16 protein-coding genes and 1 pseudogene are annotated in these 19,040 nt (G+C 70.8%); 10 read left to right on the forward strand and 7 right to left on the reverse strand.

What is annotated here, in order from left to right; translation table 11 throughout:
* Positions 1-326: 326 nt before the first annotated feature.
* From G412_RS0115980 to G412_RS0116005, 6 genes are all read left to right on the forward strand, one after another.
* Entirely contained in the window at positions 327-2,132 is a 1,806-nt protein-coding gene (locus tag G412_RS0115980) for a gamma-glutamyltransferase family protein (protein WP_028812961.1), read from the forward strand.
* A gap of 50 nt (positions 2,133-2,182) precedes the next feature.
* Positions 2,183-3,001 (forward strand): inositol monophosphatase family protein, encoded by an 819-nt coding sequence (locus tag G412_RS0115985; protein ID WP_028812962.1) that lies wholly within the window; start codon positions 2,183-2,185, stop codon positions 2,999-3,001.
* A 125-nt stretch (positions 3,002-3,126) separates the two neighbouring features.
* Positions 3,127-4,542 (forward strand): phytoene desaturase family protein, encoded by a 1,416-nt coding sequence (locus G412_RS0115990; RefSeq protein ID WP_028812963.1) that lies wholly within the window; start codon positions 3,127-3,129, stop codon positions 4,540-4,542.
* Between the two features lie 30 nt (positions 4,543-4,572).
* Positions 4,573-5,094 (forward strand): O-acetyl-ADP-ribose deacetylase, encoded by a 522-nt coding sequence (locus G412_RS0115995; protein WP_028812964.1) that lies wholly within the window; start codon positions 4,573-4,575, stop codon positions 5,092-5,094.
* Positions 5,095-5,144: 50 nt separating this feature from the next.
* Complete coding sequence (locus tag G412_RS0116000) at positions 5,145-6,608, forward strand: AlkA N-terminal domain-containing protein (RefSeq protein WP_028812965.1); 1,464 nt, start codon at positions 5,145-5,147, stop codon at positions 6,606-6,608.
* A gap of 11 nt (positions 6,609-6,619) precedes the next feature.
* Positions 6,620-7,126, forward strand: a complete 507-nt coding sequence (locus G412_RS0116005; protein WP_244283020.1) for a methylated-DNA--[protein]-cysteine S-methyltransferase — start codon at positions 6,620-6,622, stop codon at positions 7,124-7,126.
* An 85-nt stretch (positions 7,127-7,211) separates the two neighbouring features.
* On the opposite strand, the gene G412_RS0116010 is transcribed toward G412_RS0116005, so the two are convergent.
* Entirely contained in the window at positions 7,212-8,405 is a 1,194-nt protein-coding gene (locus tag G412_RS0116010; RefSeq protein WP_028812967.1) for a hypothetical protein, read from the reverse strand.
* 196 nt (positions 8,406-8,601) lie between these two features.
* Positions 8,602-9,663 (reverse strand): ADP-ribosylglycohydrolase family protein, encoded by a 1,062-nt coding sequence (locus tag G412_RS0116015; RefSeq protein ID WP_028812968.1) that lies wholly within the window; start codon positions 9,661-9,663, stop codon positions 8,602-8,604.
* Between the two features lie 315 nt (positions 9,664-9,978).
* Here G412_RS0116015 and G412_RS0116020 point away from each other — a divergent pair, with 315 nt between their 5' ends.
* The 3 genes from G412_RS0116020 (at position 9,979) to bla (ending at position 12,824) form a co-directional block, all read left to right on the forward strand.
* On the forward strand, positions 9,979-11,112 hold the full coding sequence (locus G412_RS0116020; RefSeq protein ID WP_028812969.1) for a glycerate kinase: 1,134 nt from the start codon (positions 9,979-9,981) through the stop codon (positions 11,110-11,112).
* 353 nt (positions 11,113-11,465) lie between these two features.
* On the forward strand, positions 11,466-11,666 hold the full coding sequence (locus G412_RS39680) for a hypothetical protein (protein ID WP_157839108.1): 201 nt from the start codon (positions 11,466-11,468) through the stop codon (positions 11,664-11,666).
* A gap of 192 nt (positions 11,667-11,858) precedes the next feature.
* Positions 11,859-12,824, forward strand: a complete 966-nt coding sequence (gene bla / locus G412_RS0116030; RefSeq protein WP_028812971.1) for a class A beta-lactamase — start codon at positions 11,859-11,861, stop codon at positions 12,822-12,824.
* Between the two features lie 58 nt (positions 12,825-12,882).
* Here the strand turns inward: bla and G412_RS34700 are convergent, their stop codons facing one another.
* On the reverse strand, positions 12,883-14,079 hold the full coding sequence (locus G412_RS34700; RefSeq protein WP_078607025.1) for an amidinotransferase: 1,197 nt from the start codon (positions 14,077-14,079) through the stop codon (positions 12,883-12,885).
* 95 nt (positions 14,080-14,174) lie between these two features.
* Positions 14,175-15,374 carry a PucR family transcriptional regulator gene (locus G412_RS0116040; RefSeq protein ID WP_028812972.1) on the reverse strand — a complete coding sequence of 400 codons (1,200 nt, stop codon included), beginning with the start codon at positions 15,372-15,374 and terminating at the stop codon, positions 14,175-14,177.
* 179 nt (positions 15,375-15,553) lie between these two features.
* Between G412_RS0116040 and G412_RS41430 the strand changes: the two are divergent.
* Positions 15,554-15,919: pseudogene (locus G412_RS41430) on the forward strand (ATP-binding cassette domain-containing protein); the annotation flags it as partial.
* Between the two features lie 243 nt (positions 15,920-16,162).
* Here G412_RS41430 and pssA read toward each other — a convergent pair.
* From pssA to G412_RS0116060, 3 genes are all read right to left on the reverse strand, one after another.
* Positions 16,163-17,020, reverse strand: coding sequence for a CDP-diacylglycerol--serine O-phosphatidyltransferase (pssA, locus tag G412_RS0116050; protein ID WP_244283022.1), 858 nt, complete (start codon positions 17,018-17,020; stop codon positions 16,163-16,165).
* Positions 17,007-17,663, reverse strand: a complete 657-nt coding sequence (locus tag G412_RS0116055) for a phosphatidylserine decarboxylase (protein WP_028812974.1) — start codon at positions 17,661-17,663, stop codon at positions 17,007-17,009. The genes pssA and G412_RS0116055 overlap by 14 nt, the downstream gene beginning before the upstream one ends.
* A 169-nt stretch (positions 17,664-17,832) precedes the next feature.
* Positions 17,833-19,038 (reverse strand): acyl-CoA dehydrogenase family protein, encoded by a 1,206-nt coding sequence (locus G412_RS0116060; protein ID WP_028812975.1) that lies wholly within the window; start codon positions 19,036-19,038, stop codon positions 17,833-17,835.
* Between the last annotated feature and the right edge of the window lie 2 nt (positions 19,039-19,040).

A 19,040-nucleotide genomic window follows, 5' to 3' on the forward strand; every position in this document is an offset into this window, starting at 1 on the left:
CTGCCGGCACTACTTCTTGGCCTCGTCGTCGGGGCGTTCGCCTTCCGCCTGTGATGGAGTGTTCTCCTGCATGGGTCGATCGATCCTCTTCCTCGTCGTGGTTCCCGTGCGGTCACGTAGCAGCGCACCCAGCGGCTGCACAGAGAGCGATTACCCACCGGGGGCCGCCACAGACCCGCGCCCGGCGAAGGTGCTGCCGAATGGACCACTGCGCGGTGCCTCGGCACCGGGTCTCGCGGTGGGTTCAGGTTATGTGCGCTGGGGGCGTTACACGCGACGCACGTTTTGAGGCACAGTCCGACGAGCTGCCAGGGGGGAGAGGCCGTATGTTCACCACCCGCCCCACCCTCCAGGGCACCTTCGGCATGGTGTCCTCCACCCACTGGCTCGCCTCCCAGTCCGCGATGGCGGTCCTGGAGGACGGCGGCAACGCCTTCGACGCCGCCGTCGCCGCCGGATTCGTCCTGCACGTCGTCGAACCGCACCTCAACGGGCCCGCGGGCGAGGTGCCGGTCATCCTCGCGCCGGTAGGTGCACCGGTGCGGGTGCTCTGCGGGCAGGGGCCCGCACCGGCCGGCGCGAGCGCCGGTCACTACCGGGCGCTCGGACTCGGTCTCGTGCCGGGCACCGGGCCGCTGGCCGCCGCCGTGCCGGGAGCGTTCGACGCGTGGATGCTTCTGCTCCGGGATTACGGCACCAAGTCGCTCAGCGAGGTGCTGCGGTACGCCATCGGGTACGCGCAGGACGGACACGTGCCCGTCGAGCGGGTCGGCGAGACCGTGGAGACGGTGCGCGCCCTGTTCGAGGAGGAGTGGACCTCGTCCGCCGAGGTGTACCTTTCGCGCGGCAGGGCCCCCGTCCCCGGCGAGCTGCTGCGCAACCCCGCGCTCGCCGCCACCTGGCGCCGCCTGATCGCCGAGGCCGAGGCGGCGGGCGGCCGGGACCGGGTGCGGCAGATCGACGCGGCGCGTGGGGTGTGGCGCGAGGGGTTCATCGCGCAGGCGCTGGTACGGCAGGCCGCCCGCCCCACCTTGGACACCAGCGGCGTCCGGCACACGGGCACGCTGTCCGCCGCCGACCTGGCCGGCTGGTCCGCGACGTACGAGGCGCCCGTCACGTACGACTGGAACGGCTGGACGCTGTGCAAGGCGGGCGGCTGGAGCCAGGGGCCCGCCTTCCTCCAGCAGCTCGCGCTGCTGCCCCCGCAACTGCCCGCGTACGGCTCCGCCGACTACGTCCACCTGCTGATCGAGGGGTGCAAGCTGGCGATGGCGGACCGGGAAGTCTGGTACGGCGACGCCGCCGATGTGCCCGTCGACGCGCTGCTTTCGGCGTCGTACAACGCCGGGCGCCGGGCGCTCGTGGGGGACAGGGCCTCGCTGGAGCTGCGGCCAGGGAGCCCCGAGGGGCGCACACCCGTGCTGAGCGCCCACGCGTCGGCCGTCGCCGCCGGGGCGCCAGGAGCCGAGGCCGCGGACCCGGCCCCCGGCGCCGGTGAACCGACCGTCGCCGGGAACGGGGCGACCCGCGGCGACACCTGCCACCTGGACGTCGTCGACCGCTGGGGCAACATGGTCACGGCCACGCCGAGCGGCGGCTGGCTCCAGTCCAACCCGGTGGTTCCGGAGCTCGGCTTCCCGCTCGGTACGCGGCTGCAGATGGCGTGGCTGGACGACGGGCTGGCGAACACGCTCACGCCCGGACGGCGGCCGCGCACCACCCTGAGTCCGTCGCTCGCGCTGCGGGACGGAGTGGCCGTCATGGCCTTCGGTACGCCCGGCGGTGACCAGCAGGACCAGTGGCAGTTGCACTTCTTCCTCGCGGTCGCGCTCGCCGGCGCGACGGCGCGCGGCTCACTCGCCCTGCAGGAGGCCATCGACGCGCCCAACTGGCACAACGACTCCTTCCCCGGCTCCTTCCATCCGCGCGGGATGCGGCCGGGGAGCGTCACCGTCGAGTCGCGCATGGACGCGGGAGTCGTCGGGGAGCTACGGCGCCGGGGGCACCACGTGACGGTCGGCGGACCGTGGTCCGAGGGGCGGCTGTGCGCGGTCGCGCGGGACCCGCGGACGGGTGTGCTGTCCGCCGCGGCGAACCCCAGGGGTATGCAGGGTTACGCGGTCGGACGGTGAGGGCACCGCGCGTTGCCCGCGTTGTCAGCGGGTCGTGCTTTGCTGGATACATGATCGATGACAAGTTGTCCGACGTCGAAGAGGCCCTGCGCAAGGCGGCCGCCGCCGAGATCCTGCCGCGGTACCGCCAGCTCGCCGCGCACGAGATCGTCGAGAAGACCGGGCCGCACGACCTGGTCACCATTGCCGACCGCCAGGCGGAGGAGCACCTCACGGCCTCTCTGACCCGGCTGCTGCCGGGGTCGGTGGTCGTGGGCGAGGAGGCGGTCCACGAGGACCCGGCCGTGTACGAGGCGCTGCGCGGCGACGCGCCGGTGTGGATCGTGGACCCGGTGGACGGCACCCGGCAGTTCGTGCGCGGCGAGGCGGGCTTCTGCACGCTCGTCGCCCTGGCGCACCGGGGCGACGTACTCGCCTCGTGGACGTACGCGCCCGTGCTCGACGAGCTGGCCGTGGCCGTGCGCGGGGGCGGGGCGCGGCTGAACGGTGAGGTGCTGCGGGCGGGAGTTCCGGGTACGGGCGCGACGCTGCGGGTCGCCACGTCCCATCCGGACTTCACGACGGAGCGGCAGAAGGCGGCGCTGCTCGGCCTGAATGTGAAGGGCGTCGAGGCCCGCCCCTGCGGGTCGGCCGGACTTGAGTACCTGGCCGTGGCCAGGGGCGATCTGGACGCGGTGGCGTTCTCGTGGGAGCTGGCCTGGGACCACGCGGCGGGACTGCTGCTGGTCGAGGAGGCGGGCGGTTCGCACGCGACCGTCGAGGGCGAGCGGTTCCGGCTGACGGGAGGCAACGCACTGCCGTTCACGGCCGCGCGGGACGCGGCTACGGTCGCACGGGTGGTCGCGCTGCTGGGTGGCGGGGCGGTGTAAGGGCGGGGCGGGGCAGTAGCGGTGTGGCGTGTACTTCCGGCCACCCGCCCCCTCCCGCCGTCCGTGGTCCCCTGGCCAGGAATATCCTGAGGGTCCTGGCCATCGGCTGACGAAGGAGTCCGAAGGTGCCGTCGATGCTCGATGCCGTCGTCGTAGGGGCGGGGCCCAACGGACTGACCGCCGCTGTCGAACTCGCCCGCCGGGGCTTCTCGGTGGAGGTGTTCGAGGCCCTGGACACCGTGGGGGGCGGCGCCAGAACCGAGGAGCTCACGCTCCCCGGGTTCCGGCACGACCCCTGTTCCGCCGTGCACCCGCTGGGTGCGGGGTCGCCGGCCTTCAAGGCCATGCCGCTCGGCCGGTACGGCCTGGAGTGGCTGCACCCCGAACTGCCCATGGCCCATCCCTGGGACGACGGCACCGCGGCTGTCCTGTCCCGGTCGGTCGCCGAGACCGCCGCGTCGTTCGGCGCGCGGGACGCCGGGACGTACCGGCGGCTCGTCGCCCCCTATGTGACGAAGTGGGACACGCTGGCCCGCGACTTCATGTCGCTGCCGTACAGCGCCCTGCCACGCGACCCGCTCACTCTGGCCCGGTTCGGTATCGACGGACTTCCGCCCAGTACGTGGCTGATGCGCCGCTTCCGCGACGAAAAGGCGCGCGCCCTGTTCGCCGGGCTCGTCGCACACGTCATAGCGCCGCTGGGCGGTCTCGCGACGAGCGCCGTCGGGCTGGTCTTCGCCCTTGCCGCGCACACCGGCGGCTGGCCGATGCCGCGCGGCGGGTCACAGTCGATCGCGGACGCGCTCGCGGCGTATCTGCGTGATCTCGGCGGGGTGGTGCACACCGGCTTCGAGGTCAAGCGGCTGGATGACCTGCCGCCCGCGCGCGCGTACGTCTTCGACACCTCGCCCACCGCGCTGGCGCGGATCGCCGGACTCGGGCAGGCGTACGAGAAGTACCGGTACGGCGCGAGCGTATTCAAGATCGATTACGCGCTTGACGGGCCGGTGCCCTGGGCGGCGGAGGAGGCCCGGCGGGCCGGTACCGTCCAAATCGGCCCGACCAGCGGCGAGATCGGCACCGCGCTGAACCTGGCCTCGGGCGGTACGGCACCCGAGACGCCGTTCCTGATCACCGCCCAGCCGAGCCTGGTCGACCCGTCCCGCGCCCCCGAGGGCAAGCATGTCTTCTGGGCGTACGGTCATGTCCCGCACGCCTGGGACGGCGACCTGACCGACGCGATCGAGCGGCAGATCGAACGCTTCGCGCCTGGCTTCCGCGACCGCGTGCTCGCCCGCGCCACCGCGGGACCGCCGGAACTGGCCGCCCGCAACGCGAACTACATCGGCGGGGACATCGCGTGCGGCGCGGCGTCGGGACTCCAGCTCATGCTGCGGCCGAAGGTGACCCTGTTCCCGTACGCGACCAAGCATCCGGCGGTCTTCATCTGCTCGTCCGCGACTCCGCCGGGACCCGGCGTGCACGGCATGTCGGGGCACAACGCGGCGAAGGCGGTCTGGCGGCGGCTGCGCGCGGCCTGAAACCCAGTCGTGGGAGGAGAGGATGGGCCCATGACGGCCATCACTCTCGTACGCGGAGACATCACCGAGCAGCACGTCGACGCCATCGTCAACGCCGCCAACTCGTCCCTGCTGGGTGGCGGCGGCGTCGACGGCGCCATTCACCGCAAGGGCGGCCCCGCCATCCTCGCCGACTGCCGCCGCCTGCGCGCCTCCCAGTACGGAAAAGGGCTGCCGACCGGGCGGGCGGTCGCCACGACGGCGGGGGAGCTGGACGCGCGGTGGGTGATCCACACGGTGGGTCCGGTGTGGCAGCCGGATCAGGACCAGTCCGGGCTGCTCGCCTCCTGCTACCGCGAATCGCTGCGCGTGGCGCGGGAGCTCGGGGCGGCGACCGTCGCGTTCCCCGCCATCTCGACCGGTATTTTCCGGTGGCCGCTGGACGACGGCGCGCGCATCGCCGTCCGTACGGTCCGGGAGGAGGCCGACGGATCGGTCACCGAGGTACGGTTCGTGCTCTTCGACGAGGCCGCGTACCAGGCGTTCGAAACAGCCCTGGCAGCCGCACCTTGATGTCGGATTCCCGCCAGCCCCGGGTGCGCGGCGTGCCCGATGCTTGAGCCATGCACACCGACACCGAGCGTTGCGTACGCGCCGTCCAGTCCAAGGACTCGCGCTTCGACGGCTGGTTCTTCACCGCGGTCCTGACCACCCGGATCTACTGCCGCCCCAGCTGCCCGGTGGTGCCTCCCAAGGTCGAGAACATGACCTTCTACCCGAGCGCCGCCGCCTGCCAGCAGGCCGGTTTCCGGGCCTGCAAGCGCTGCCGGCCCGACACGAGCCCCGGCTCCCCCGAGTGGAACGCCCGCGCCGACGCCGTCGCCCGCGCGATGCGTCTGATCAGCGACGGCGTCGTCGACCGCGAGGGCGTGCCGGGGCTCGCCGCGCGCCTCGGCTACAGCACCCGGCAGATCGAGCGCCAGCTACTGGCCGAGCTCGGCGCGGGGCCGCTCGCCCTCGCCCGGTCCCAGCGCGCCCAGACCGCCCGCCTGCTGATCGAGACGACCCCGCTGCCCATGGCGGACGTGGCCTTCGCCGCCGGATTCTCGTCGGTACGCACATTCAACGACACGGTGCGCGAGGTCTTCGCCCTGTCACCGAGCGAACTGCGCAGCCGCGGCGGGAAGCAGCCGCACACCCCCGGCGCGATCTCGCTCCGGCTGCCGTTCCGCGCCCCGCTCAACCCCACCAACCTCTTCGGCCACCTCGCCGCGACCGCCGTACCGGGCGTCGAGGAATGGCGCGACGGAGCGTACCGGCGCACGCTCACCCTTCCGTACGGCCACGGCATCGCGACCCTGACCCCGCGTCCCGACCACATCGGCTGCCTGCTGTCCCTCACCGACCTGCGCGACCTGACCATCGCCATCAGCCGCTGCCGCAGGCTGCTCGACCTCGACGCCGACCCGGTCGCCATCGACGACCAACTGCGCACCGACCCGCTGCTCGCCCCGCTCGTCGACAAGGCGCCGGGGCGCAGGGTGCCGCGTACGACCGACGCTGCCGAGTTCGCGGTACGCGCGGTGCTCGGCCAGCAGGTTTCCACGGCCGCCGCCCGCACGCACGCGGCCCGCCTGGTCACCGCGCACGGCACGCCGGTCGACGATCCGGGGGGCGGCCTGACCCACCTCTTCCCGGACCCCGCCGGGCTGGCCGCGCTCGACCCCGAGTCGCTCGCCCTGCCGCGCAGTCGCCGCACGACGTTGACGACGCTGGTCTCCTCGCTCGCCGACGGCAGTCTCACGCTCGGCATCGACAGCGACTGGGAGCGGGCCCGCGCCCAGCTCATGGCGCTGCCGGGCTTCGGGCCCTGGACGGTCGAGGTGATCGCGATGCGGGCCCTCGGAGACCCGGACGCGTTCCTGCCGACCGACCTCGGGATCCGGCGGGCCGCGCGGGAGCTGGGGCTGCCGTCGACGCCGGCGGCGTTCACGGCGCGGGCGTCGGCCTGGCGGCCGTGGCGGGCGTACGCCGTCCAGTACCTCTGGGCCACCGACGATCACCCCATCAACAACCTCCCGGTATGAGGAGCGCGTACATGCACACGCACACCAAGCAGCACAGCGTCATCGACAGCCCGTACGGTCCCCTGACGCTGGTCGCGACGGACGGCATGCTGTCGGGCCTGTACATGACCGACCAGCGCCACCGGCCGCCGGAGGAGTCGTTCGGTGAACGGGCGACGGGGATCCTGCGGGAGGCCATCCGGCAGCTCGACGCGTACTTCGCGGGCGAGCTGAAGGAGTTCGACCTGGAGCTGAGCCTCGACGGCACGCCGTTCCAGCGCGGCGTCTGGGCGCAGCTCCAGCAGATCCCGTACGGCGAGACCTGGACGTACGGCGAACTGGCCGAGCGCCTCGGCAATCCGGCGGCGTCCCGCGCGGTGGGCCTGGCCAATGGCAGGAACCCGGTCGGCATCATCGTGCCCTGCCACCGGGTGGTCGGGGCGGCGGGGAGCCTCACCGGCTACGGCGGCGGCCTGGAGCGGAAGCGGAGGCTGCTGGCGTTCGAGGCGGGCGGCACGGCCGGCGGCCGGCTCTTTTAGGGACGGGTGCGGGTGGATGCGGGTGCTGGTGCGGGTTGGGCGGGTCCGCTGCGGCGGGGCCGGGGAAAGCCCCGCCGCAGGCGGTCTAGTCGGTGACCGGGGTGAACGGGTTCGGAGGCTGCCCCGTCCAGCGGTGCAGAACCGCCCGCGCCGTCTGCTTCGTCACGCCGTCCTCCACCACCGTGCCCGCCTCCACGAGGTAGAAGCGGCCGTCGTCGAGCGAGATCAGACCGTACTGCCCGCCGGACTCCCACCCGTACGTCCCCGACGCCTCATGGTGCAGCCCCGCGCGGAGCAACGGCAGCAACTCGCCGACCTCCGGCTCCGGCTGACCCGTGACCGGCCCGGTGACCGGCCGCTTCGAACCGTCGGCGATGAAGAGCGAGTAGTTGGGGAACTGCGGCTTCGCGCCCTTGTAGACCGCCATCAGCCAGTTGCCGGTGTGCGCGTCGTACTCCAGATTCTGTACGCCGTAACGCGTGTTGCCGGTGCGGACGAAGTACTTGCCGTCCACGTACGGGGGACCGCTGGTGTGCGGCGCGCTCTGCGGCAGCGGTCGCTCGTACTTGCGCCACTTCCGTACGTCGTACTGGAGCAGGACCTGATGGTCGTTGTCCTGCCGCTTGACGTTCGAGTAGATGCCGTACGCGACCGTCAGGACCTGCTTGCCGCGCTTGACGAGGCTGCCGCGGTCGAGCTCGGGCCCGAAGGCGACTCCGTCGATCCCGCTGCACCCGTACCGGTGGTCGGGGGTGTTGGCGGTGTCGCCGTCGAACTTCCCGTCCCTGTTCATGTCGGCCGTGTAGTCGTCCACGACCTCCTGGAGGTGGACGGTCGACACGACGTCGCTGGTCCGCGCGTCCATGCCCATGCGGTTGATGCGGTCCCCATCGAGAATCGCGATGTAGAAGGCCTTCGCCGACTTGTACTCCAGCGAGCCGTAGACCCGCCCGTCCGTCGTGTTGTAGTCCAGATCGCCGAGATGCCCGGTGAATCCGGATACGGAACCCACCGGATTTCCGCGCAAATCAGTCTTGACGAGGAGGTTGGTGAAGGAGAAGTACATGAACCCCTTGCGGCGGTCCACCGCCACGCCCTGGACGTGACCGGACTTCCACGCGCCGCCCCTTATCTCGGCGGGCAGGTGTCTCCCCTTGGGCGCCGCGGCCGTTGACGTCCGCTCGGACGGTTCCTCCGCTCCGGCCGCGACGGTGCCCTGGGCCACAAGGGCCCCGGCAGCAAGGACAGTCAGGACTCCGCCGGCGAATGTGCGTCGCATGGGCTCTCCAAGTTTCGTCGAGGAACGAAGCGGAACGAAAGCGGAACGAAGGCGAACGAGGGCGAACGAAGGAGTGGGGGATGCCAGGCACGTTAGGCCGCGCTGTGGTCCGTTCGGTGCACTCCGGTGCAACACCGGGTGAAGGCACTGAGGCAACAGACCGTAGAGGTCACCGGGGTTGACGGACAGGCTTGATTCAGCCGAGCACCAGCCGCGCCGTACGGTGGGCCAGTTCGGTGATCCGTACGCCGTCGAACCCGAACACCGCGCTGCGCACCGTGTCCTCCAGCGGCTCGGTCCACTGCCGTCCGATGCCGGCGGCCCCGGACAGCACCCCGGCCACCGAGCCCGCCGTCGCTCCGTTGGAGTCGGTGTCGAGCCCGCCGCGCACGGTGAGTGCGATGGTCCGGGTGAAGTCGCCGTCGCCGTACAGCAGGCCGGCCGTGATGACCGCGGCGTTCGGGACGACGTGGATCCAGCCGAGCCGGCCCGTCTCCTCGTCCATCGCGGTGAGTGTGTCCTCCCACGCCGCCCCGGCCGCGTGCAGCGCGAGCGTGTGACGGACCGTACGGGCGAGGCGGCTGCTCGCCGGTACGCGCTCCAGCGCCGCCTCCAAAGCGGCGCGCGGCCCGGACGCGGTGAAAGCGGCGGCGATCAGCGCTGCCGCCCACATCGCGCCGTACACGCCATTGCCGGTGTGCGACAGCACGGCGTCGCGGCGGGCCAGCGCGGCCGCCCGGTGCGGGTCGCCCGGATTGGTCCAGCCGAAGATGTCGGCGCGGATGAGGGCGCCGATCCACTCCTGGTACGGGTTCTCGTAGGTGGCGGTCAGCGGCGGCCTCAGGCCGTTCGCGAGATTGCGGTACGTCACCCGCTCGGCGGTGAACGTCTGCAGGTACGGCAGGCGCAGCAGCCACAGTTCGCCGACCTCCTCGGTGGTGAAAGCGAAGCCGTGGGTCTCCAGCAGGTGCAGACCGAGGATCGCGTAGTCGACGTCGTCGTCCCGGCAGCTGCCGCTGATCCGGCCGCGTACGCAGTGCTGCCATTCGGGACGCAGTTCGAAACCGGTCGTGGCGGACGGGGGCTCGGGCAGGTAGTCGGTGAGGGGGAGTGCGCCGGTCAGCCGCAGATAGCGGTCGATGCGTGCCCGCGTCCAGTAGTCGCCGCGCTCCACGGGCTTGCCGAGCATGTTGCCCGCGATTCTGCCCAGCCAGCCACCGAGGATCCGGTCGGCCGTGTGCGTGCTGTGTGGCGTCATGCGTCGGGTCTACCCGCTTCCGGTGGTCCAGCATGGGGGATTTGTGTGATTTTCACTGGTATGCGAGAGAGGTGGGACGCGCGGCGCGCGATGAGGTGCGGCGACTTCACTCCGGTCGCCGCCGATGGAGTGAACCCGTTCGACGATCGGGCAGGTACGCATAACGACCCACTATGGGCGTAAAAAATATGAAAGATCTGGTTGGCGCGCCGTTCGGGGGATCCGCGCCACGCCGGACGCCCATGGGCAGGGGCCCCTTCCTGCGGATAAGGTCGGGGCGGCGCGACTGCCTGTTCGAAAGCAAGGGATAGCAAGGTGACGGACGGAGCAGTAACTGAGACCGCCCGCGTGCTCGTCGCGGCGGACAAGTTCAAGGGCTCGCTCACGGCCGTGCAGGTCGCGGAGCGGGTGACGGCCGGGCTGCGGCGGGTTGTCCCCGGCGTAAGCGTCGAGGCACTGCCTGTCGCCGACGGCGGCGACGGCACGGTGGCCGCGGCGGTCGCGGCCGGGTTCGAGCGCCGGGAGGTACGGGTCACCGGACCGCTCGGCGAGCAGCTCACGGCGGCGTTCGCGCTGCGCGACGGCACCGCCGTGGTCGAAATGGCGGAGGCCTCGGGTCTCCAGCACCTGCCCGAGGGTGTATTCGCGCCGCTCACCGCGACGACGTACGGCTCCGGTGAGCTGCTGCGCGCCGCACTCGACGCGGGCGCCCGCACGATCGTCTTCGGCGTCGGCGGCAGCGCCACCACCGACGGCGGTGCGGGCATGCTGGCTGCGCTCGGCGCGCGCTTCCTGGACGCGGCGGGCGAACCGGTCGGTCCTGGCGGCGCGGCTCTGCGCGACCTGGCGACGGCCGACCTTTCCGGCCTGGACCCACGTCTCGCCGACGTGGACCTGGTCCTCGCCAGCGACGTCGACAACCCGCTGACCGGCCCGAAGGGCGCGGCGGCGGTGTACGGCCCCCAGAAGGGCGCCACCGAGGAGGACGTGGCCACGCTCGACGCGGCGCTGGCCCACTACGCCTCCGTACTCGGGCCGCAGTACGCGGACTCGCCCGGCGCGGGTGCGGCGGGCGGCATCGGGTACGGCGCGCTGATCGCGCTCGGCGCGAGCTTCCGCCCCGGCATCGAGGTCATGCTCGACGTGCTCGGCTTCGCCGATGCCCTGTCCCGCGCGACCCTGGTCATCACGGGCGAGGGCTCGCTCGACGCGCAGACGCTCCACGGCAAGGCGCCGGCGGGCGTGGCGGCGGCGGCGCGCGCCAAGAACGTCGAGGTCATCGCGGTTTGCGGCCGGCTGGCCCTCCCCCCGGAGGTCCTCGGGACGGCCGGCATCCGCCGCGCGTACGCCCTGGCCGACCTGGAGCCGGACCCGGCCCGCTCGATGGCCCAGGCGGGCCCGCTGCTGGAACGAGTGGCGGAGAACATCGCCCGCGACTTCCTGACCTGACGGCGCCGGGGGCGGGTGGCGGCGGCGGGGGACCGCGCGCCTTTAGGGGCGCGTCGTCCTCCATCGCCGGACGGGCTTGATCTCCGGGGTGCGGCTCAGCTTCCGGGCCGCGCCCCAGGGCCCGCCGTCGCTGCGAAGCCGATGGGCCGTCAGCCCCGGTGACGCGTTGCGCGGGCCGCAGGCCCACCGCGTGCGGCGGGGCGGGTCCGGGAGAGGCTCTTCCCAACCGCAGCGTTTCAAGGTAGAGGCGCTGCCCGCCTGGATCCTGGGCACCGGCAAGCCCGAGCGGCACCGACCCCGTCGCCTCGTCCGCGGGCACCGCGAGCAAGGCGGCACGCACCTGCTGCGAGTGGATGAGCTCCATGCGCTGCGCGGGGCGCCGCGACACGGAGGCCGAGGGTGACACCGTGCCCTCGTGCCTCGGCGACGAGGCGGGCGAGACCGGCCGCGAACCGCCACGGCTTGCGCTCGGCGGCTTCCGCCCGTGCAGCAGCACATCGGCCGGCCTGCACGAGCTGCCCGGCCGTCGGCAGCATGTTCCGGCGAAGGGGTGAGCGGCCCGCCGCGACGTGCGCTCGAACAACGGCTCACCGAAGCGCGCGCGACACGCTCCCGCCAGATCCGCAGCCTGCCTCTATGCCAGTTGGGCATGGATCAACGCGTGAGCGTATTGGACCGCATGGCCGCCGGGCACGAGGGTGGTCCCAGCACTTACCACCACGTATGGGCCCCTGGAGGTTTGAAGCATGCAGCACAGTCATGCCCGGCGCGCCGTTCTTGGTGCCCTTGCCGCGCTCTCCCTCGCCCCGCTCGTCGCCTGCGGCCAAGGCGACTCCTCGGCCTCGTCGCCTCCGTCTCCCGCTGCGTCCTCGTCCTCGTCCGCGTCCGCGTTGCAGAAGGAGACGGCGAGGCCGGGTGCGGCTGCGAAGCCGTACGCTCGCGAGTTGAAGGAGCTTGAGCGCGAGTTCGACGCGCGGCTGGGTGTCTACGCCGTCGACACGGGCACCGGGCGCGAGGTGGCCTACAACGATGGCGAGCGGTTTCCCTACGCCTCCACGTTCAAGGCGCTTGCCGCCGGAGCCGTTCTGCGCGAGTACGCCCCGAGCGGCATGGGCCGGGTGATCAAGTACTCCAGGGACGATCTGATCGCCCACTCCCCGGTGACCGAGAAGCACCTCGAGACGGGGATGAGTCTGAGCGCGCTGTGTGACGCCGCCGTCCGCTTCAGCGACAACACCGCGGCCAACCTCCTGCTGGACCAACTGGGCGGCCCACGGGGCATGGACGCCGTACTCGAAGAGCTGGGTGACGACGTCACCCGGATGGAGCGCCGGGAGCCGCAGCTGAGCCAATGGGACCCACGCTCCACGCGTGACACGACCACGCCGCGCGCGCTGGCCGGCGACCTGCGCGCGTTCGTTCTCGGAGACGCCCTCGGCAAGGGCGAACGCGCGCAGCTCACGAAGTGGCTGCGGACCAACACCACCGGAGCAGAGCTCATCAGGGCCGGGATGCCCAAGGACTGGGTGGTCGGCGACAAGACCGGAACCGGGAGCACCTACGGCGCCCGCAACGACATCGCCGTGGTGTGGCCCCCCGGCACCGCACCCATCGTCGTGGCGATCATGTCGAACCGCAGCGAAAAAAACGCCGACCACGACAATGAACTGATCGCGGAAGCCGCATCCGTGGTCGCCGGCACGCTGTCGTAGCCAAGTAGCCAAGTAGCCAAGTAGCTGTGTCCGGCGGGTACTTACGATCAGTGGCGGATCAATGGAAATACGATTCGAGCGTGCCGCGACGCCGGACATCGAGCGTCGCGCAGTGGAACGAGCCGCCGAACGGCGCGTAGTGCAGCAGGTCGCACGGGATCGGCTCGAATCCCCACTTTTCCAGCGCGCGCAGCATGTCGGTGTGGTGCCGCTCCGCGATCACCCGTTTTTCGTCGATCATGAGAAGGTTCATGCTGAGCCACTTGCCGCACATCGAGGTCATCTTGAGCAAGCGCTCGTCGATCGGGTTGGGCTGCGGGGCGATCAGGATGTCCCACGAGCTCAGGACGTCGGGCAGGCGGTCGACATCGATGTATTCGGGATTGACCAGTACCTTGCCGGGCGCGAGCAAGAGGAACGTCGTGTCGATGTGCATGGGCGTGGGGCAGCGGCTCTCGATCTCGTGGATGCGATAACCGGGTCCGAGATGGCGGCGCAGCCAGTCGATGCCCATGCGGTTGGTGACGTTGCTCCGCGTGACGAACAGGTCGCGTCCCGCGCGTACGAAATCCGCCGCGTCGAAAACCGGCTCGAACTCGGTGAGGATGTAGCGCATGGGCTCGCCGGCCTCGGGGATACGGAAATCCGCGTCGAACAGTTCGTCAGTGAGCTGCGGCTTCGGCGCCGCCGTCCAGCGCGCGCCGCGCCGGAAGTAGTCCTTGAGGAGCGCGCGATAGGAGTGGGTCTCGAAATATCGGCACGGCCATGCCATCGGCGTCTCGATGATCTCGTCGCCGATCACGAGCATGCTGTCACGCGGACAGGTGTTGCAAAAACCGCGCGACGACCAGTCGGGGGTGGCGAAGCGTTGCCGGTGGTCGACCACGTCCGGGCGCGTGACCGTGATGCCGAGGGACTGCAGGAGAGCGATGAACTGATCGAGCTCCTGCTGCGCCGGCTCGATCAGCATGCGTGGGTACCTGACGCCCGCGGCAAGCCCCTGCAACCGCGCCGCCCATGGTGGGATGTTGCAGGCCACTACCGGATGGTTGGAGGGGATCGTCGCGCCATCGAGGCGGCCGACGATGATCTCCTCCAGCGGGTCCCACTCGTTGTGCGAGCTGACCGGCGAAACGAGCGGTTCCGCTGCGTCGTCCGTCGTGACCGATGGCGCCGACCATGCGTAGTGCGCAGGCCGCGTACGGGCATCGTCGTCCGCCGCCGTCGGAATGCCGGGCCTCTGCACTGCCGCCATGGTCAGCCCCTTCCCCTCGCAGAAATCATTAACTCACTGTATCCAATGCTTCACCCAATGTGGTGCGGTCGAGCTGCCACACCACACACCACACATCACGCGCCGGACAGCCGGAACGCGTCAAGAGCCAGCGTCATCTCGATCAGATCGCGCGGCCGGGACAGCGAACGGGACGTCAGCTGTTCAAGTCGGCGCAGCCGGTTGAACACCGTGTTGCGGTGGCAGTAGAGCCGCCCCGCCGTCCGCCCCGCCGACCCCTCGCAGGACAGCCACGCGTCCAGCGTCTCCAGCAGCACCACCCGGTCCGCCGGGTCCAGCCCCATCAGGTTGCCGAACACGTCCGCCACCAGCCGCTCCGCCAGCTCCGGCTGGCTCACCACGAACGCCGTCGGCATCCGCTCGTCGAGCCGTACGATCCCCGTGGCGTCCGGCGCGCAGGTCCGCAGGGCCAGGTCCGCCAGCCGCCGGGCCCGGCCCAGAGCCGCGAGGCCTTCCACCACCGGACTGATGCCGCCGGGCCCCGGACAGCGCGCGGCGAGCAGCTCCGACAGGGCGGCCGGCGTCGTGTCCTCGCCCAGCGAGACGACCCCGACCTCGCAGTCCGTACGCATCCGCCAGATGAACCGCATCCCGGCGCCCTGGATGCGCCGGTGGAAGGGCTCGCGCCCGTCCCGTCGCTCCAGCCGCAGCACCACCACCGCGTACCGCCCCTGCTCCGGCAGGTCGAGACCGGCCGCCGCGCGAGCCGCGAGGCCCGGTGAGTCCTTGCCCTCCAGCAGGGCGTCGAGCAGGGCCTGGAGCCGTTCGTCCGTACGGTGGCGCAGCTCGGCCTCGGTCGCGCGGTACGCCTCCGACGCGGTCGCCGTCTCCGCGTCCACCGCCGCGAACACCGTCGTCGCCGCCCGCATCAGTACCGCCAGCTTCTCCGGACCGCCGCCCTCCGCGCCCTCAAGGAGCGCGTCCCAGATCAGGTAGCCCGCCTGCCGGTAGGAGTGCACCAGCAACTCCAGCGGAAAGCCCTGTTGGGCCCGCCGCCTGCCGGTCCACTCCGCGTACTCCAGATCGCGGCGCGGCTGCGACTTCGGCGCGGAGATCGCCTCGATGCCGATCCGCATCGCCTTCTCGGTCTCCTGCCAGTGCTGGTCCTGCGACAGGACCCGCGTGTACAGCGGCGAGTGCGCGTGCAATTCGCGCAGGTGCTGGTCCACCAGGTCCGGCAGCCGGTCGAGCAGCGCCGTACATGCCTCGGTCAGCACCGCCCAGTCGTGCCCCGTCCGTGCTCTGCGGCCACTCATGGCCGGAGCGTGTCACGGGCCGGGCCCCCGTGACAGCCCCCTGACACGCGGTGTTGTGCGCGTGCACAACCAGTCGCGGGTGTGGCTGGTCACCGGCAGCGCTTACGCCGCCACCCGTGGACGGCGGGCCCCGCCGATGCTGAGGTGAGCGCCACCGAACGGCCCGAGGAAGGGGTGCCATGTCCGGCGCCGCATTGGAAGTACGGGATCTGTCGGCGGGATACGGACCCGTGCGGGCGCTGCGACACGTGTCGCTCACGCTGCCCGAAGGGTCCGTGGTCGCCGTACTGGGGAGCAACGGAGCGGGCAAGTCCACGCTCCTGCGCGCCATCTCCCGCACGCTGTCGCCCGACCGGGTGGTCGCCGCCGGGCTGTGCCAGGTCCCGGAAGGGTGCCAGGTGTTCGCGCGCATGACCGTCGCCGACAACCTGCGCGCGGGCGCCCTCGGCTCCACCGGCAAGCGCGCGGCGCGGGCCGCCGCGCTGCGCCGGGTCCACGAGGTGTTCCCCGTACTGGCCGACCGCGCCGGGCAGCGGGCCGGCCTGCACGGTCGTACTGCTGGACGAACAGAACGCGGCCATCGCGCTGCGCGCGAGACGGTCATCCTGCGGCCGGACAAGAACGTGACCGGCGGCATGAAGGTCGTGCGCGAGGCGGAGATGTCGGAGGCGGCCAAGAGCTTCACCGTGGGCGGCTGAGAGCCACCCGCTGACAGGCTCCACACGACGAAACGACCGAGGGCCCCGGGGATTGTCCCGGGGCCCTCGGTCGTACGTACGGTCAAACGCCTACGGTAGCTGCGCCGCGCGCGCCTCGCGCCGGTTGTCGCGGAACGTGTGCACGCGCCGCGCCGTCGCGAAGAGCGGGATGACCGCGCCCATGACGACCTGGAGCGCGCAGCCGGTCGCCAGCAGGACCTGGCCGCCCGGAGCGTCGAACGCCCAGGCCGCCAGCAGCCCCATCGCGCCCACGATCCAGGCGAGCATGGCCACCGCGAGGACACCCCGCGGCTTCGGGTACTCGACACGGCTGACCATCAGCCACGCGACGCCGATGATGGCGAGCAGCGTGGGGATGAAGGGGAGCTCCAGCAGCACGATCGAGACGACCGTCAGCGCGCCGAAGGGGCTCGGCATGCCCTGGAACATGCCGTCCTTCACCGTCACACAGGAGAATCTGGCCAGCCGCAGGACCACCGCCAGCAGCACCACGATCGCCGCCAGTGCGGAGACCCGCTGGTGGGCGTCGTCCGCGACCATGCCGTACACGAGCACGAAGTAGGCCGGGGCGAGCCCGAAGCTGATCAGGTCGGAGAGGTTGTCCAGCTCGGCGCCCATGGGCGAGCTGCGGAGCTTGCGCGCCACGAGCCCGTCGCAGAGGTCGAAGATCGCCGCGAGGAGCATCAGGATCACGGCGGTCGCGGCGCTGTGCCGCGCCATGCCGGTCTCCGCGCTGCCCTGGAGGTGCGGGATGAGGATTCCCGTGGTGGTGAAGTACACCGCCATGAATCCGCAGGTCGCGTTGCCGAGGGTGAGAGTGTCCGCTATTGACAGCCGCAGAGAGAGCGGCATGTCCTCGGCGTCGGTGTTCTCGTCCTCGGCCTCCGGCACCCAGCCGGCCTGTGTCTCAGGATCAGTCACGGTCAATTCGAGTCACCCCCGCTGTGGTGACCTGGCCGACCTCGACATCGACCTCGACACCCTCCGGAAGGTAGATGTCGACGCGCGAGCCGAAGCGGATGAGGCCGATGCGCTCGCCCTGCTCGACCTTCGTGCCCTGCGGCACGTACGGGACGATGCGGCGTGCGACGGCGCCGGCGATCTGGATCATCTCGATGTCACCGAGCTCGGTGTCGAAGTGCCAGACAACGCGCTCGTTGTTCTCGCTCTCCTTGTTGAACGCCGGGACGAACCCGCCGGGGATGTGCTCGACCGACGTCACCGTGCCCGCGAGGGGGGCACGGTTGACGTGGACGTTCAGCGGGCTCATGAAGATCGCGACGCGGGTACGTCCGTCCTTCCACGGCATGATGCTCTGCACCACTCCGTCGGCCGGGGAGATGACCCGGCCCTGAGTGATCTCGCGCTCGGGGTCGCGGAAGAACCACAGCATGCCCGCCGCGAGCGCGGTGGTGGGCACGGCGACGGCGGCCCAGCGGCCGGACTTGCGGGCCCGGGCGAGGCTGAGCGCCGCAGTGGCGACGGTCGGCAGAAGCCACGGCGATGCTCCGCGAGCAAGGCGTCCCTTGAGGAGGCCGTCGCGTGGTGCAGAGGTTTGGCTGTGGGGCATGGATGACCTTCGTAGCGGATGATGCCGCGCTGGCAACAGGGGGACGGCGGCTTACCGGCGATGGTAGCGGTTGCGGGGCGCAACTGGGCAAGCCAGAAGCCGAGTCGGCGGCCTGAAGCCGATGACAGGGTGTGATCTTTTCGCGGTCATTTCACCGCGAAATGGGCAATCAGCCCTGCAACCGGTACTCTTCGAGGAGTCGTCGACCGATGATCATTTTCTGGATCTCGGCGGTACCTTCGCCGATGAGCAGCATCGGCGCCTCACGGTAGAGACGCTCGATCTCGTACTCCTTCGAGAACCCGTAGCCGCCATGGATACGGAAGGCGTCCTCGACGACTTCCTTGCAGTACTCGGAGGCGAGGTACTTCGCCATCCCTGCCTCTAGGTCGTTTCGTTCCCCGGAGTCCTTTTTGCGTGCTGCGTTCACCATCATCGCATGCGCGGCCTCGACCTTGGTAGCCATCTCGGCCAGCTTGAACTGAATGGCCTGGTGCTGAGCGATCGGCTTTCCGAAAGTGTGACGTTGCTGGGCATACGAGACACCCAGCTCGAACGCACGCTGCGCGACACCGCAACCACGCGCGGCCACATTGACGCGGCCGACCTCGACGCCGTCCATCATTTGGTAAAACCCTCGGCCGGTCGTCCCGCCGAGTACACGATTGGCCGGAATGCGCAGTCCGTCCATGATGAGCTCGGTGGTGTCGACACCCTTGTAGCCCATCTTGTCGATCTTTCCGGGGATGGTCAGGCCGGGCCGGACCTCGCCGAAGCCCGGTTCCTTCTCCACCAGGAAGGTCGTCATCTGCTTGTGCGGGGCCGTGCCCTCGGGGAGACCCTCGTCACTGCGGCACAGGACCGCTACGAGGGTGGACGAGCCGCCGTTCGTCAGCCACATCTTCTGGCCGTTGAGGACGTACTCGTCGCCGTCCTTCACGCCCTTCGACGTGATGGCCGACACGTCCGAGCCGAGCGCCGGCTCCGACATCGAGAACGCGCCCCGCACCTCGCCCAGCGCCATGCGCGGCAGGAACGTGTCCTTCTGCTCCTGCGTGCCGTGCTGCTTGAGCATGTACGCCACGATGAAGTGGGTGTTGATGATCCCGGAGACGCTCATCCAGCCACGAGCTATCTCCTCGACACACAGCGCGTATGTGAGAAGCGACTCACCCAGGCCCCCGTACTCCTCGGGGATCATCAGCCCGAAGAGCCCGAGCTCCTTGAGGCCCTCGACGATCTCCGTCGGGTACTCGTCGCGGTGCTCCAGCTCGGTCGCGACAGGGATGATCTCCTTGTCGACGAAGTTCCTGACGGTGGCCAGGATTTCCTGCTGGATGTCGGTCAGACCGGCGGTCTGGGCGAGACGGGCCATGG

The organism is Streptomyces flavidovirens DSM 40150 (assembly GCF_000429085.1).
Taxonomy (GTDB): Bacteria; Actinomycetota; Actinomycetes; order Streptomycetales; family Streptomycetaceae; genus Streptomyces; species Streptomyces flavidovirens.